The 12,836-nt window shown below is 61.7% G+C and carries 18 protein-coding genes; 5 read left to right on the forward strand and 13 right to left on the reverse strand.

Annotated elements, in window-relative coordinates; genetic code table 11:
- Positions 1-251: 251 nt before the first annotated feature.
- On the reverse strand, positions 252-671 hold the full coding sequence (locus NG898_RS10365; protein WP_252692224.1) for a hypothetical protein: 420 nt from the start codon (positions 669-671) through the stop codon (positions 252-254).
- A gap of 121 nt (positions 672-792) precedes the next feature.
- On the reverse strand, positions 793-1,116 hold the full coding sequence (locus NG898_RS10370) for a DUF6678 family protein (RefSeq protein WP_315862493.1): 324 nt from the start codon (positions 1,114-1,116) through the stop codon (positions 793-795).
- Between the two features lie 540 nt (positions 1,117-1,656).
- On the opposite strand from NG898_RS10370, the gene NG898_RS10375 reads away from it, so the two are divergent.
- Positions 1,657-2,028 carry a hypothetical protein gene (locus NG898_RS10375; RefSeq protein ID WP_252692226.1) on the forward strand — a complete coding sequence of 124 codons (372 nt, stop codon included), beginning with the start codon at positions 1,657-1,659 and terminating at the stop codon, positions 2,026-2,028.
- Between the two features lie 363 nt (positions 2,029-2,391).
- Here the strand turns inward: NG898_RS10375 and NG898_RS10380 are convergent, their stop codons facing one another.
- From NG898_RS10380 to NG898_RS10420, 9 genes are all read right to left on the reverse strand, one after another.
- Positions 2,392-2,706 (reverse strand): hypothetical protein, encoded by a 315-nt coding sequence (locus NG898_RS10380; protein WP_252692227.1) that lies wholly within the window; start codon positions 2,704-2,706, stop codon positions 2,392-2,394.
- A 42-nt stretch (positions 2,707-2,748) separates the two neighbouring features.
- Positions 2,749-3,333, reverse strand: a complete 585-nt coding sequence (locus tag NG898_RS10385; protein WP_252692228.1) for a hypothetical protein — start codon at positions 3,331-3,333, stop codon at positions 2,749-2,751.
- Positions 3,334-3,373: 40 nt separating this feature from the next.
- Positions 3,374-3,703 carry a hypothetical protein gene (locus NG898_RS10390; RefSeq protein WP_252692229.1) on the reverse strand — a complete coding sequence of 110 codons (330 nt, stop codon included), beginning with the start codon at positions 3,701-3,703 and terminating at the stop codon, positions 3,374-3,376.
- 60 nt (positions 3,704-3,763) lie between these two features.
- Positions 3,764-4,672, reverse strand: coding sequence for an alpha/beta fold hydrolase (locus tag NG898_RS10395; protein ID WP_252692230.1), 909 nt, complete (start codon positions 4,670-4,672; stop codon positions 3,764-3,766).
- A 236-nt stretch (positions 4,673-4,908) separates the two neighbouring features.
- Positions 4,909-5,982: an ACR3 family arsenite efflux transporter gene (arsB, locus tag NG898_RS10400; RefSeq protein WP_252692231.1), complete on the reverse strand. Its 1,074-nt coding sequence runs from the start codon at positions 5,980-5,982 to the stop codon at positions 4,909-4,911.
- A gap of 15 nt (positions 5,983-5,997) precedes the next feature.
- Positions 5,998-6,492: an arsenate reductase ArsC gene (locus NG898_RS10405; RefSeq protein WP_252692232.1), complete on the reverse strand. Its 495-nt coding sequence runs from the start codon at positions 6,490-6,492 to the stop codon at positions 5,998-6,000.
- A gap of 10 nt (positions 6,493-6,502) precedes the next feature.
- Positions 6,503-6,991 carry an ArsI/CadI family heavy metal resistance metalloenzyme gene (locus NG898_RS10410; RefSeq protein ID WP_252692233.1) on the reverse strand — a complete coding sequence of 163 codons (489 nt, stop codon included), beginning with the start codon at positions 6,989-6,991 and terminating at the stop codon, positions 6,503-6,505.
- A gap of 11 nt (positions 6,992-7,002) precedes the next feature.
- The gene (locus tag NG898_RS10415; protein WP_232041451.1) at positions 7,003-7,326 is read right to left on the reverse strand and encodes an ArsR/SmtB family transcription factor; all 324 of its coding nucleotides are present in this window, start codon (positions 7,324-7,326) and stop codon (positions 7,003-7,005) included.
- Between the two features lie 487 nt (positions 7,327-7,813).
- The gene (locus NG898_RS10420) at positions 7,814-8,275 is read right to left on the reverse strand and encodes a lysozyme inhibitor LprI family protein (RefSeq protein ID WP_252692234.1); all 462 of its coding nucleotides are present in this window, start codon (positions 8,273-8,275) and stop codon (positions 7,814-7,816) included.
- Between the two features lie 171 nt (positions 8,276-8,446).
- Between NG898_RS10420 and NG898_RS10425 the strand changes: the two genes are divergently transcribed.
- The 4 genes from NG898_RS10425 to NG898_RS10440 all read left to right on the forward strand — a co-directional run bounded on the left by NG898_RS10425 (position 8,447) and on the right by NG898_RS10440 (position 11,151).
- Positions 8,447-9,439 (forward strand): lysozyme inhibitor LprI family protein, encoded by a 993-nt coding sequence (locus NG898_RS10425; RefSeq protein ID WP_252692235.1) that lies wholly within the window; start codon positions 8,447-8,449, stop codon positions 9,437-9,439.
- 22 nt (positions 9,440-9,461) lie between these two features.
- Positions 9,462-10,286 (forward strand): PA3715 family protein, encoded by an 825-nt coding sequence (locus NG898_RS10430; protein ID WP_252692236.1) that lies wholly within the window; start codon positions 9,462-9,464, stop codon positions 10,284-10,286.
- A 183-nt stretch (positions 10,287-10,469) separates the two neighbouring features.
- Positions 10,470-10,775, forward strand: a complete 306-nt coding sequence (locus NG898_RS10435) for a panthothenate synthetase (RefSeq protein WP_252692237.1) — start codon at positions 10,470-10,472, stop codon at positions 10,773-10,775.
- Between the two features lie 136 nt (positions 10,776-10,911).
- Positions 10,912-11,151 (forward strand): hypothetical protein, encoded by a 240-nt coding sequence (locus NG898_RS10440; protein WP_252692238.1) that lies wholly within the window; start codon positions 10,912-10,914, stop codon positions 11,149-11,151.
- Positions 11,152-11,224: 73 nt separating this feature from the next.
- Here the strand turns inward: NG898_RS10440 and NG898_RS10445 are convergent, their stop codons facing one another.
- Both NG898_RS10445 and NG898_RS10450 read right to left on the reverse strand, forming a co-directional pair.
- Positions 11,225-11,374, reverse strand: coding sequence for a hypothetical protein (locus tag NG898_RS10445; protein WP_037031851.1), 150 nt, complete (start codon positions 11,372-11,374; stop codon positions 11,225-11,227).
- A 38-nt stretch (positions 11,375-11,412) separates the two neighbouring features.
- Positions 11,413-12,588 carry a DUF4382 domain-containing protein gene (locus NG898_RS10450; protein ID WP_252692239.1) on the reverse strand — a complete coding sequence of 392 codons (1,176 nt, stop codon included), beginning with the start codon at positions 12,586-12,588 and terminating at the stop codon, positions 11,413-11,415.
- Positions 12,589-12,836 lie beyond the last annotated feature (248 nt).

Genomic DNA, 12,836 nt, shown 5'->3' on the forward strand with positions numbered 1-12,836 from the left:
ATACCTCACGCTGGACGCCCTCGCTTGTCCAGGTCGTTATCTTTCCGCTAATTGGATGCTCCAGCCGGAATCCGAGAGGCTGAACTAGAGTCTCGACAGCAGTCAGGCACGAAAGGAGCTGGTCGTTTAGCAATATCGTCAGTACAGGCTTGGTCATCTGCAGCAACTCGCCATGTTTGCCTCGGGTAATTGATCGACGCACGCTCACCCGCGCCCGGTGAACGGCTCTCGCGGGTGCGCGCGTCGCTGCGCTACCTGCCCTCAGCTTTGCGCAACCATATGAGTTCTTTGCAGCGGGCGGACACGCGGGAATTTGTTTCCCCGAGATGAGAGAGGACACGGTACATCTCTTCATCGTCAATGAAGGGAAAAACCTCTAGGTGGAGCGCGATCAGCAATTTGCGATTGTCTTGGCCTTCACGCAGCCAAGCTTCAATGGTTCTTGTGACACTGGCACCGTTGTCGGTTGTTTGCCATGCGATCAAATTAAACAGCTCGGCAACCAGTTCAAACGGCACCGTTCGAGGAATCTCCGAGAAGACGATCTCGGCAAGATCACGTTCACCGAACTCTTTGACGATGGCAGCCGCAGTCTCATAGGATGCAGAATAGTTTTGATCGTCGCGCTCCAAGCAAATGGCGTCCAAAGCTGCAGAGATAACAGGATGCATGGGATGGTCAACTACGGCTGATGAATTAGCCAGCACTCGTTAGTGCAGCCGGCTTAAATTAGCTGTTGGGAATTTCCTCGCGTGGACGAGGCGCTGCGGCAACGATGCTGATTCTGCGCTCCTACAAATACTGAACGGAAATCCCAAGAGGCGCATAGCCAAAAATTTTGAAACCCGCCTCCGTCGCCACGCCAGGAACGCCAACCGCACGAAGGATGCTCAAAACGGCCTCACGTTGGACCGCAGAGGTCACGGCGACCTCGACCCACTCATCTTCCTCATGGCGCCCAACAAAGTGGTAGAACCACTCGCCGTCCCAATCACTAACGTGCCCGCTATTGAGGTTACGAACGCGAAAACGGGGTGACAACTCCCCAAGACCATACATACCGATTCTCACCTCGTTCCACTTCGTGTTGTTCATGAGAGCAGTCATGGTTTGCATTTCAGTATTGCGAAGGAGACATCCGGGACGGGTCGGTGGTGGCTGACGCAATGTTTTGTTTGTCCCGTGGAAAGGACAGAAGCATATCTAAAGATCTGTCGCGCGCCGGGCTCAGTCGAGCCTTTGCATATGAACATGAGGCACCGAATGTTCTGAAAGGGTTGGAAGGTCTGTCATGGCGATGTATCCATCTAAACGGCGAAGCTGGCTAATGGCGAGGGCAAGCGGTGGCTAGGGTCGAGCCTAGGAATAACGGCGACCTCAAAATCAGAGTCGTCGCGCCATACCCCTCGCTATAATTCCCCCGCTGCCGCACCAACGGCAGCCGGGCGTAGCAACCCGCATAGCATCCTTAGAGAGACTGTCGCGCCAGCGACGGTCCGCCTTCGTTCGCTTGTGTTTTTCATGGCGGGCCGGGCGGGGAGACCTTCGGGTCTGCCGGTCGTTCTCTAAGGGCCGGTTTGCTACCCCCGCCGTCAGGCCCGCCACCCCGTGTAGCAACGAGATGGCGAGCCTCCGATGCAACTTAGAGAGGCCGACATGCCATCTGTCAAAAGCGGGCACCGCCCCGCGTCTTACCCATCTCCACCAGCACCACCACCGAGCCCAACGCCCACGTCGTCCGACGCAGGCACGCTTACAAAAAACCGCACCTACCTGAACGGTGCAATCGCAGCGCAGGCGTATCTCAGGCGCACCCGCACCGCCATGCGCACCCACGGCCAATGCCGACCGGGCATGTTGCGTGAGGAGCTTCAGCACCTCTCCGCACACGCGTTCCCGCCGGCGTTTATCAAAGGCTTTATGGATGCGATTGATGCGTACGTGTCGATGTCGCTCGGGGGCCGCGATGTCGATCCGCAGACGTGGGATGTATTAGCTGCCGTAGAGCGGCGGGGCTACAGCCAATAACAAGAGATTGACGCATTCCCGTGACGGGCGGGAATGCCACGCCTGAATTGTCGAATGGGACTTGGGTGCTCAGTTGACTGCAAATCAGACGCGATGGCCTGTACCCCGTCGCTATAATCCCCGCCGCGACACCAACGGTAGACGAGCGTAGCAACCCGCACTGCAGTCTTTAGACAGACTGCCGCGCCAGCGAGAGTCCATCTTCGTTCGCTTGTGTTTTTCATGGCGGGCCGGGCGGGGAGACCTTCGGGTCTACCGGCTTCCTGTGAGGCCAGTCTGCTACCCCCGCCGTCAGGCCCGCCTCCCTCGTTTAGCAGCGAACAGTCGGTGCGTCTCCGGACGGTAGGGACGCCGCGCGCGCTATCACTCAACCCGCTCCTCAAACTCACTGAGCCGCCTCATGACGGCCGGATTGTCTTTGTACCGCCGCTTCAATGCGGCAAGGCGCTTGTCGGTACCAGCGCAATAGATATCGAAGCTGTCGAGCAAGAATTCTCTTCGCTCCACTTGCTCCGGGCTATCTCCCTCGAATGGTTCTCCACGAAAGTGGTCGCAGATTTTCCGTTCCTCAATGAACGTTCTCACCTCTGATGGGAGGCGCTGTGGGGTAAGTGCGCTTGCGTGCGAACACGCCGTCAGGAGGACGAGGCAGCCAGCAAACTTCAAGGTGATGTTCATGTGGACGAATACGTTGAACGGGTTTTACGACGAGCCGCGCCTTCAATGCACCATCCGCCTGAGCGCAATAAGCCCAATGACGGCGAACAAAAACAGGAAGGCACCTACAAACCCCGTGAGTAATCCACCAACCATGGCGCGACTCCGGAACCACGTCGGGCCAAATGCTGGCGTCGACAAGTCGGCTTCGACCTGGCTGCGTCCTTGCGCGATATCGCCAAGGTGTCTAGCAACGGTCTCAAGGTTGGACAAGAAGCGGTCACCGCCTGTGGAATCTCCGTCGATCGTCCCGGCCCAGGTGTTCACGCGGGCATGCAGGGACGCATCGCACCATTCGACGGCGAATGCGTAGCGTGTCAAAAGGAGGTCCAGCGCAGCGCATAGGTCGCTGTCAGCGGCAACCGCGTGAGCAACGTTGGGCGCCTGTTTTCCATACGCAAAAAGGCCGGGGCGGATTTCCGCTTTCGGAAGCCATGACAGCGGGTTCAGGAAGCGCATCTTCTCCTTTGCATAGAACCCGACGTCGACTGGCTTGGCGCAATCGACAGCAATCGTCGCAACTTCAAGTGCTTGCAGGCGCGCAATCGAGATATTGCGCTGCCGGGCCATCTCATTGACTGACTGCATGGTGTGCGGTGTCTGCAGGGGGGGATCTATTACAAATACCTCAAACCTTCCCCACCGGCTTCAACTCCCACATCGGCAGGTAATTCATGATCGGCCGCTCAAACGTGCCGCCCTTGTCGAGAAACGGCTTGGCCGAATCCAGCATCGGCCGGAACGTATCCAGTTGCTTGGCCGCGTCCAGGTCAGTCCACAGGCTCACGTTCGACAGCGACGACGTTGCCTCGTCCTCGCCCACATAGAACGCGACCAGCCCGCGCATGGCTTCGATACCGGGCCGGAGCACGGGTTCGAGGTCGTTCATCATCTGCCGCATCTCGGCAAACTTGTCTGGCGGACACCGGAGAATCGAAACTCGGACGACGGGCTGCATTGGAAACTCCTTTCGTTGAGCTGCGTGAAACACCAATAAAGAAAATGCAGAAGGCCGACGCTACTGCGCCAAAAACTTAACCACCGCACCCACCGTAGCCTGCGTCTGCTCCTCCATCAACCAATGCCCGGCATCCGGAATCACCAGCTCCTGCACGTTGGTGGCGGCGTTGTGCATGACGATGGCCTCGTTCTCGCCAAACGACTTGGCGCCGCCGATGGCGAGCACCGGCATGGGCAGCTTGGTGGCGATGGCTTTCTGGTTGTCTTCCGCGTCTTGCGGGATCGACAGGAACTGCGCAAACGCTGAATGCATGGCGCCCGGCTTGGCGTAGAGGCGGGCGTAGTGGACGCGCGTGGCTTCGTCGATCTTGGAGGGGGTGCCGGCAAACTCATTCCAGAAGCGGTCGAGGTAGATGCGCTCGCGGCCTTTGACGAGCCGCTCGGCATCGGGGCCGCCGAACGAGAAGTGCCAGAGCTTGGGCGAGCGGACGATCTGCTCCCACGGCGGCACGCCCGGCACGGGGGCGTCCATGACGACCAGCCGCGTGGTCTTGTCCGGATAGCGCGCCGCATAGGCAAACGCCACCATGGTGCCGATGTCGTGGCCGACCACATCGGCCTGGTCGATGTTCAGCTGGGTAAGCACGGCGCGGACGTCTGCAGCCTGCGTGCGCTTGTCGTAGCCGCCTTCGGGGTGCGACGACAAACCCATGCCGCGCAGATCCGGCACCACCACGGTATGCGTGCGGGCCAGCTCGGCGGCCAGCGGCGCCCACATGTCGCCCGTGTCGCCAAAGCCGTGCAGCAACACCACCGCCGGGCCGCTGCCGCCCACGCGCACAAACAGCGTCGCGCCGTCGGTCTGGATGTTCTGGTGCCGAAAGCCCGGCGGATACGGCTTCACCTGCGCTTGCACAAGGGGCGTCATGGCGAGCATGAGCGCGACGGCTGCAAACAGTTTTCGCATGGCTGTTCTCTCTTGGGGGAGCGGGGGCTGGCCGGGCCGGATGGAAGCAGCCTGCAGATCGGCTGACCGCGCCGTAGGAAATGCGCGACGCGGGGCCTCGTCAAGAGTAGTACGCGCCACGCGAGGCGCAAGCGTGAAGGAAAGGGGGAGGCGCGCGGGCGCCTCAGGCGTTGCGGCTGCTTTGGGTACTCGCCCGACGATTCAGGCGCGCTTGCTGCTGGATTGAACCGTTGCCGCTAGGTCCGGCACTCGTACCAGCCCTGCGTCTGGTTGACGATGCGCACCACCAGCAGCATGACGGGCACTTCGATCAGCACGCCGACGACGGTGGCCAGCGCTGCACCGGAATGGAAACCAAACAGGCTGATCGCGGCCGCGACGGCCAGTTCGAAGAAGTTTGACGCCCCGATCAGCGCAGACGGGCAGGCGATGTTGTGCTTTTCGCCCACCGCACGGTTGAGCCAGTAGGCCAGCGCTGAATTGAAAAACACCTGGATCAGGATTGGCACCGCCAGCAGTGCAATAACGAGCGGCTGCTTCAGGATCGCTTCGCCCTGGAAAGCGAAGAGCAGCACCAGCGTTGCCAGCAGCGCCGCGATCGACCACGGGCCGATCTTCGCCATTGCAGCATCGAACGCTGATTGGCCTTTGGCGAGCAGCACCTTGCGCCAGATCTGCGCGAGGATCACCGGAATGACGATGTAGAGGGCGACCGAAGTCAGCAGCGTCGCCCACGGCACCGTGATGGCAGACATGCCCAGGAGCAAGCCGACCAGCGGCGCAAATGCGATGACCATGATGCTGTCGTTCAACGCGACCTGCGACAGCGTGAACAGCGGATCGCCGCCCGTCAGCCGGCTCCAGACGAACACCATTGCGGTGCACGGTGCGGCAGCCAGCAGGATCAGGCCTGCGATGTAGCTGTCGAGCTGGTCCGCAGGCAGCATCGGCGCAAACAGATGGCGGATGAAAAGCCAGCCGAGAAACGCCATCGAGAACGGCTTGACGAGCCAGTTCACGACAAGCGTGACGCCGATGCCTCTGACGTGCTGGCGCACCTCATGCAATGCGCCAAAGTCCACCTTGACCAGCATCGGGATGATCATCACCCAGATCAACAACCCGACCGGGAGGTTGACCTGCGCGTATTCCATCCGGCCGATCTGCTGGAACAGGCCGGGCAGCACCTGGCCGAGCACGATGCCGGCAACGATGCAAAGGGCCACCCAGACGGTCAGGTAGCGCTCGAAGAAGTTGATGGAAGGCTTGGCCTCGGCCTGTGCCGACGGCGCTACGTTGGATGCAGTCATTGGGCAGGCTTCAGATCAATTTTGCGAGATGCCTTCCAACGCCGTTTGCAGCTCGGCATTGCTCATGCGGTCGAGCGGCAGGGCCAGCAACTGCAACATGCGATAGCCGATGGCTTGGCGTGTCAGCTCGAAGGCGAGGCGCTTGCCCTCGTCGCCGCCCGTCGCGTTGGACGGGTCGGCGTAGCCCCAATGCACCTTGACGGGACTGCCCGGCCAATACGGGCAGGTCTCGGCTGCAGCGCTATCGCACACGGTAATGACGATGCGCATCTGGGGTGCTCCGTCGGCAACGAATTCGTCCCAGCTCTTGCTACGGTAGTCGGCGGTGTCGATGCCTGCGTTGGTGAGGGCTTCGAGCGCAAACGGGTTGAGGCGCCCGCTCGGTGCGCTGCCGGCGCTGTAAGCGCGCACGTCTTTGCCGAGTTGCTTGGCCCAATGATTGAGCATCCCTTCACTCAGCACGCTGCGTGCGGAGTTGTGGGTGCAGAGGATCAGGACGTTGGTGGTCATGCGTGCGCCCTTAGCAGCAGGATGAGCCGGAGCCGGACTTCACGGCAATGCCGATCGGCTTGCCCTTTGGAGCACGCGGTGCGCAGCAGGCAGAAGCCTCCGGGGCGGCTTCTTCCTTCTTGTCTTCGCTGAAGACCGGGATGTTGCTGAGCGAATGGAAGTGCTCCCAGGCGATGCCCTGCGGGTCGGTGATCCAGTGCTTGTCGCTGCGGGCATAGCAGCAGGTGGTTTCGCCTTCATCCAATAGCGCCATGTCTGCGGCTTCCGCACGGGCCTTCAGCCCGGCCAGTTCGGCAGCGTCGTCCACCTGGAAGCCCAGGTGGTCAACGCCCGGGGCATTGCCGCGTGTGGAGATGGCGAAGTTGATGCGCGGGTCATCCAGCATCCACTTGGCGTAGTCGGTTTCCACGCGCGTCGGCTCGGCGGCAAAGAGCTTGGAGTAGAAGGCGATGCTTTTGCTCAGGTCGTCAACGTGGAGATGGACGTGAAATCGTTTCATGGGATGCTCCTTCAGCATTTACAGTCGGTGGCGCTCGCTTCCAGGCAGGCTTCGCCCTGGCAGCAGTTGGCGGTCAGGAAGCCCAGCAGGGCGTTCATGTGGTCATATGCCGCGCGATAGATCAGGTTGCGGCCGTCACGCTCTTGCGTTACCAGGCGTGCAGCCGTCAGCTCCTTGAGGTGGAACGACAACGTGGCGCCCGGCACGTCGAGCCGTTCGGCAATCGCACCTGGTGTCATGCCCGCAGGCCCTGCGACCACCAGCATGCGAAACACTTGGAGGCGCAGGCCATGGGCCAGCGCGGCGAGGGATCGGATAGCGTCGTTTTCTTCCATATTTCCAATATATTCGAAATATAAGTCTGCAGCAAGGCGGTCAGCCTGCGATATCGGGAACAACTTGGGAGGCACTTGATGCTGTTGCGCGAGAGATCGGGCGGCGGCGTTCGGTGGTTGCTCCACCAAAAGCCAGCACCTGCATGCTGCTTTGCCCACAACCCAGCCACGGACTCGATGCCCGACAGAGGGTTTATAGGTTTACTTCTTTATGTATACAGATAGTAGTAGTAGATAACGGTGGATAAGTCCTGTGGGCAAGTACCAAAATCGCTTTTGCATCAACGACTTGCAGAACGGACAACCGGTCGGACAGGGTGTGCTGTTGCGTGGATGAGTCCGGGGTATCGCGTCGGGCCCTGCCGACACGGTGGGAAGTTGTTCCCGTGCTGTCTGCCTGCTGACCCCGGAGAGCCCACATGCTTGTCCCTGGAGTTATTCACAGGGGGAAGGGCGGTTATCCACAGTGGAGTCTTCCCCTGCCCGGCTAGTGCGGGTAGTACTCCAGCTCTGCAATGCGCGTCCGGATCGCCTCCACGTTCAGCCCTTCGATATCGGGGCTCGCCATCGAGCCGCTGTCCGCCCGCCACGGCGCGTTGTCGGCTGCCCGCTGTGCGTTTCGGTAGGCCAGCCATGCACGTTGGGCGTTGCGGATGGCCTCGCGCGATACGGGGTCGGATTTGCTCATCACCGCTTGATACAGCGTGTTCATCTGGCGGTCGTACGCCTGGTAAGCGGTGTGCGTGCACTCGGTCATGCCGGCCGTGGTTTGGCCGTGTGGGGTTTTCAGGCAGTGCTCCAGTGCGTCGTCGACGGGGTCGGCGGCCCATGCGGCAACAGGCAGCAGCAGCGCGATGGCAAGGGATAGCGTGCGCGCGACGCCACGTACACGCTGGGTGGCGGGATCGTGTGCGGGACGGGTCTGGGGGTTGCGCGTGGGAAGGGCCATTGCATACCTCATCGTTTTCGGGGCGGGGTGGTTGCCATGGTAGGAAAAGTCTTCCCGTGCCGCTCGGGCCGGGCGGTGAAGGCGGCCAAGTGCGGATAGGGCACACCGCGCCGCCGCATTCCCGAGCACAATGCTGCACACGCTCACATCTGCTTTCCCAAGGTTGATCCAATGACGCTACCTCGCGGCATCTCCGCCATCGCTTTTGCCATCGCTGTGTTGCCCGCGGCCGCGCATGCAGCCAGTTTTGATTGCGCCGCCGCGCGCAGCTCAATCGAGCATGCCATCTGCAATGACGCGCAGCTCTCCGCGCTGGATACGCAACTGGCCGATACGTACCGCGCTGCGTTGAAGCAGCACGGTGCCGACACCGATGCGTTGAAGGCGGAGCAACGTGACTGGCTGAAGCAACGCGCGCCCTCTGGCCAGATCGACGTGGCCGCGTTGAAGGAGGCGTACCGCACGCGCATTGACGAGTTGAAATCGCAACCCGCGTTTCCGGAGCCGGGCGAGGCCGTGGATGGCCCGATCTTCCGGCTGAACGCGATCGCCAAGCAGCACGACTTCGTGCTGCGCATGCTCGAAGCCTGCCCGGCGCAAAGCGACAAAGAGGACACCACCTGCGAAGGCCCGGCCCAGTTGCTCATTCACGACAAGGGCCAGCGCGCTGTGCGCCAGGTCATCAACCTGCCGAAGGTCTTTGTCACGCTGCCCAAGGGGAGCAAGGGGCCGTTGGTCAACTCGTCGCGCCTTTATGACTACCAGGGCGTGATCAACGTTGGCGATTTCAACTTCGATGGCCAGGAAGACTTCGGCATCCAGACCGGCAACGAAGGCAGCTACGGCGGCCCGAGCTACGACATCTATCTGTTCAATGCGCAGGCGCAGCGCTTCGTACCCAACAGCGAGATGACGGGGCTGATCCAGGAAACGCTGGGGTTCTTTGAAGTGGACGCCAAGAACAAGCGTCTGCGCACGTGGGCAAAGAGCGGTTGCTGCTATCACGAGCGCACGGTGTACGCCGTCGAACACGATGTACCGGTTGCCGTCGAGCGCCGCATTGACGACGCGCAGGGGCCTGGCGACAAGATGAAAGTCACCGTCGAAACGCTCGTCAACGGCAAATGGCGCAGCAAGGTGCATTACGAGCCGATTCCGAAGTGAAAGCACGCCACCATCACCAAACATGAAACACGCTCACGTATCCCTTCTGCTGTGCATTGCCGGCCTGTTGCTCGGCACGCAAACCGTCCACGCCGCTGAAGATGCCTGCGCCGCGCAGGTAGACAGCGCGATCAAGCAGGCGTACCCCGCTGCGAAACGTTCGGGCAGCGGCTACAAGGTCGACGGCGCCCGCATCCAGTTGCCGGAGGCGCTCAACCCGCATGCGGTGGTGTGCCGTACGTGGCCCGCGCACCCGGAACTCACGCTCATGGCCGTGCCACTCATGCAGCAGGAGGACGCAGATGCAGGCACCAATGAAGGCGACCTTGAACTGCTGGTGCTCGACACCGGCAACGGCAGCATCCGGCAACGTCTGCGCCTGCCCGCGCGGATGTCGGACGATGCGGTGCGCATTCGGTCCGTCACCTTCGATACCGCGCGCTACGTGGTCGCGCCCGGGCAGATAGCGTTTGGCGTACGCATCGCCAAGGAGGGCAGCTCGCGGCCCAATCCGTTCAGCGAGACCGCCTTGTGGCTCTACACGTTGCAGGGCAATCAACTGAAACCGGTATTGAATGGCGTTGTCGTGGAAGCCAGCGGCGGTGAATGGGATACCAACTGCGCCGGCGCGTTCGAGCAAACCAAGCGCACGCTGACCATGGCAGCGGACACCCACAACGGCTACGCCGATATTGCGTTGTCGGAAAGCAAATCCGCATCCACCAACACGGTCGACAAGGCCGGCGAATGCCAGACACACAACGCCAAGCCGCAACGCACCACCTACCGGCTTGCGTATGACGGCAAGCAATACGTCGTGCCGAAGGCGCTGGCGCCGCTGGATTGAGGGCAAGCGCGGCCGGGTTCGCTACGCCCTCATCCTGGCCTCTAGGCCATCTCGCCTAGCCAACGGCTGATAACGCAAACGCGGCGCCCGTCCTATACCTACGGTGTTCGGCCGCGCATGGCCGTGGCGGCTATGGTGGCCTGACTGCGGCGCTTGCCCTGGCCATCACCCAGGAGGCAAATCATGCGCATGCTCGTGAACGTGCGGATTCCGCACGAACCCTTCAACACCTATGTGCGCGACGGTTCCATCGCCGAGCTGATCCCTCGCGTGATGGCCGAGAGCAAGCCAGAGGCTGTGTACTTTACCGAGCAGGGCGGCCACCGCGGCGCGGTGCTCATCGTCAATGTGGAATCGGCTTCGCACATTCCCGCGCTGGCGGAGCCGTGGTTTCTGCTGTTCAACGCAGACTGTGAGTTCCGCATCGTGATGAGTGCGGAAGATTTGCAGAAGGCGGGGTTGGCGGAGATTGGTTCCAAGTGGAAATGAAGTTCACGTCTGGAGGCGCTAGTCCCTTAGTGCGGGTGCACCTGCGGTCGTGGTTACGTTTGGTTGCACTGGAGCGCACATTCTCATCTGTGCCTGCCTAGAATCGGTGGAACCAAAAACCAGGAGGAGGAAACAGATGACTCGAGCACAATGGATGGTGGCGGCGGCAATGGCAGCGCTGTGCACCGTTTCGCTGTCGGCGCAGGCCAAGGGCAATGCCGGTGGCGGTTCCGCTGCGCACATGAGCAGCCACGGCATGTCCAACACCAACGGCCACGACAGCCTGGACCGCGATAAGGGCAAGGCGCGCGCTGCAGACCGCGCGCATCAGCATGGCAAATCCACGCAGCACAAGCACGCGGGCAAGGGCAAGTAAGCGCCGCAACGCAGCAAAGAAAAAGCCGGTCACGTAGACCGGCTTTTTGTTGCGCGAGCGCTAAGTCAACGGCTCAGCAATTGCCCTTCTTCGCCTGCCCCGGCGGGCAGAAGCCGTTGCCCGGGCCGCCTTGCGGGCGCATGACGGGGCCATCGTCGGGCAGATAGACGCAACCGCCCAGCAGCGACGCACCCAAAGACAGGATGAGGATGATGTTCTTCATTGTGTTGTGAGGGCGAGCTTCGCCCCCTTTCTCCCTGGTTAGAAACTGAAGTTGACCCCGGTCTGGCTGCCGGCAGAAACGTTGACCGGATTGCTCAGCGTGGCGCCCGACGCACTGGTGGCCTGCACCGAGTACTGGCCGGCAGATGCCGACACCGCTGAGAGTGCGATCGGCAGCGTCGCACTGTACGTGCCGACCAGCGGCGCGGCTGCGGGCAACGCCAGCGAATACGCGCCGGTATCGAGGTTGGCATTACCCGAGGTGATCTCGTACGACACCGAGTTGACTGTCTGCAGCGCGCGCAACGTCGCCTGCGCCGATGCGGTGGCCGTGCCCGATGCGGTATTGGTGGTGGAGGCCGGCAGCGTAATCGGCGCGCCCGTGGTGGAGACCGTGGTCGTGGTGCTGGCCGTGACGGGCACGGTGCGGATGATGCCCGTGGCATGGCCGGTCGGCAGCGTGTTGTCGACGATCACCACGTCATACGCACCATTGGTGCTGCTCTGCACCAGCGGCGACAGCACGAACTTGCCCGTGGCATCTGCCACCGTGCCGCGGATGACCTGGCCGTTCTGTTCGGCATACACCGTGGCGCCGGCCTGTGCGGTGGGCACGTAGCCCGTGATCGAGCCGCTCACCACCCTGGGCGTTGCTGTGACGACCGGCTTGAGGCTGTAGCCGCCATTGCCCTGCTGCACGATCGATTTGCAGGCATTGAAATCCAGCACCAGATCGACCAGCGTGTTGGGCTGCACCGTGAAGGGATGGATGATCTTGTATCCGCTCTGCGTGCCGCTTGGAGTGGCCAGCGCCTGCTCGGTCGACGAGCCCGTCACCACCACGGAATTGGCCAGCGTGTTGCCCTGATTGGGAGACAGCACTAGGCGCAACTGCTGATATTGCCCGGCGGGCAGCGGGGCCGTACCGAGGTCAGTCAGCACGCCGTTGGTGAGCGATAGCAGATCGACCTTCTGCGGCGTGGCCAACGCGATGTCGGTCCAGCCGGCGTCGGTGTCGGCGGCTGACGCGCTGGCGTTCACGCGCACCTTGTTGACGGTGACGTAGACGTGATCAAAGCCGCAGGACGGTGCGTCCGTCATCGAGACATGGAGCGTGCCTGTGCCGGCATCCGTACCGCCATCCCCGCCGCCGCATGCAGCGACGAGGAATGGCAGGGGCAATGCAATGAGGATGTTCCGATAGCTTGTTTTCATGGTTATCTCCTCGGTGGGGGGTGCCCGAAGGATAGTCCCGGCCATGGCACGCATTTTGGTCGAATTGAAACCAATCGTAACGCTGCCTGTGCCGGTTGGTATCGGGCATTGGGAACAACGTTTGGCCTGGTTTTCCCTGACTGTATGAGCGCAACCGTTTGGCGTTGGAGGCCGCGCCCACGGGCATCGCGCGGGCTATTTCTTCACCGCGGCCTGCGCATCGAGGGCCCTCCGGACAGCGTGAGCGA

Source organism: Ralstonia mojiangensis, from assembly GCF_023955645.1.
Lineage (GTDB): Bacteria > Pseudomonadota > Gammaproteobacteria > Burkholderiales > Burkholderiaceae > Ralstonia > Ralstonia mojiangensis.

Excerpts from the sequence above, each read along its gene's own strand:
- NG898_RS10425 (WP_252692235.1), top strand. The coding sequence starts at position 8,447 with ATGACGCTACCTCGCGGCATCTCCGCCATCGCTTTTGCCATCGCTGTG.
- NG898_RS10410 (WP_252692233.1), bottom strand. The coding sequence starts at position 6,991 with ATGAAACGATTTCACGTCCATCTCCACGTTGACGACCTGAGCAAAAGC.
- NG898_RS10435 (WP_252692237.1), top strand. The coding sequence starts at position 10,470 with ATGCGCATGCTCGTGAACGTGCGGATTCCGCACGAACCCTTCAACACC.
- NG898_RS10395 (WP_252692230.1), bottom strand. The coding sequence starts at position 4,672 with ATGCGAAAACTGTTTGCAGCCGTCGCGCTCATGCTCGCCATGACGCCC.
- NG898_RS10440 (WP_252692238.1), top strand. The coding sequence starts at position 10,912 with ATGACTCGAGCACAATGGATGGTGGCGGCGGCAATGGCAGCGCTGTGC.
- NG898_RS10370 (WP_315862493.1), bottom strand. The coding sequence starts at position 1,116 with ATGCAAACCATGACTGCTCTCATGAACAACACGAAGTGGAACGAGGTG.
- NG898_RS10415 (WP_232041451.1), bottom strand. The coding sequence starts at position 7,326 with ATGGAAGAAAACGACGCTATCCGATCCCTCGCCGCGCTGGCCCATGGC.
- arsB (WP_252692231.1), bottom strand. The coding sequence starts at position 5,982 with ATGACTGCATCCAACGTAGCGCCGTCGGCACAGGCCGAGGCCAAGCCT.
- NG898_RS10450 (WP_252692239.1), bottom strand. The coding sequence starts at position 12,588 with ATGAAAACAAGCTATCGGAACATCCTCATTGCATTGCCCCTGCCATTC.
- NG898_RS10405 (WP_252692232.1), bottom strand. The coding sequence starts at position 6,492 with ATGACCACCAACGTCCTGATCCTCTGCACCCACAACTCCGCACGCAGC.
- NG898_RS10445 (WP_037031851.1), bottom strand. The coding sequence starts at position 11,374 with ATGAAGAACATCATCCTCATCCTGTCTTTGGGTGCGTCGCTGCTGGGC.
- NG898_RS10420 (WP_252692234.1), bottom strand. The coding sequence starts at position 8,275 with ATGGCCCTTCCCACGCGCAACCCCCAGACCCGTCCCGCACACGATCCC.
- NG898_RS10430 (WP_252692236.1), top strand. The coding sequence starts at position 9,462 with ATGAAACACGCTCACGTATCCCTTCTGCTGTGCATTGCCGGCCTGTTG.
- NG898_RS10380 (WP_252692227.1), bottom strand. The coding sequence starts at position 2,706 with ATGAACATCACCTTGAAGTTTGCTGGCTGCCTCGTCCTCCTGACGGCG.
- NG898_RS10375 (WP_252692226.1), top strand. The coding sequence starts at position 1,657 with ATGCCATCTGTCAAAAGCGGGCACCGCCCCGCGTCTTACCCATCTCCA.
- NG898_RS10390 (WP_252692229.1), bottom strand. The coding sequence starts at position 3,703 with ATGCAGCCCGTCGTCCGAGTTTCGATTCTCCGGTGTCCGCCAGACAAG.
- NG898_RS10365 (WP_252692224.1), bottom strand. The coding sequence starts at position 671 with ATGCATCCTGTTATCTCTGCAGCTTTGGACGCCATTTGCTTGGAGCGC.
- NG898_RS10385 (WP_252692228.1), bottom strand. The coding sequence starts at position 3,333 with ATGCAGTCAGTCAATGAGATGGCCCGGCAGCGCAATATCTCGATTGCG.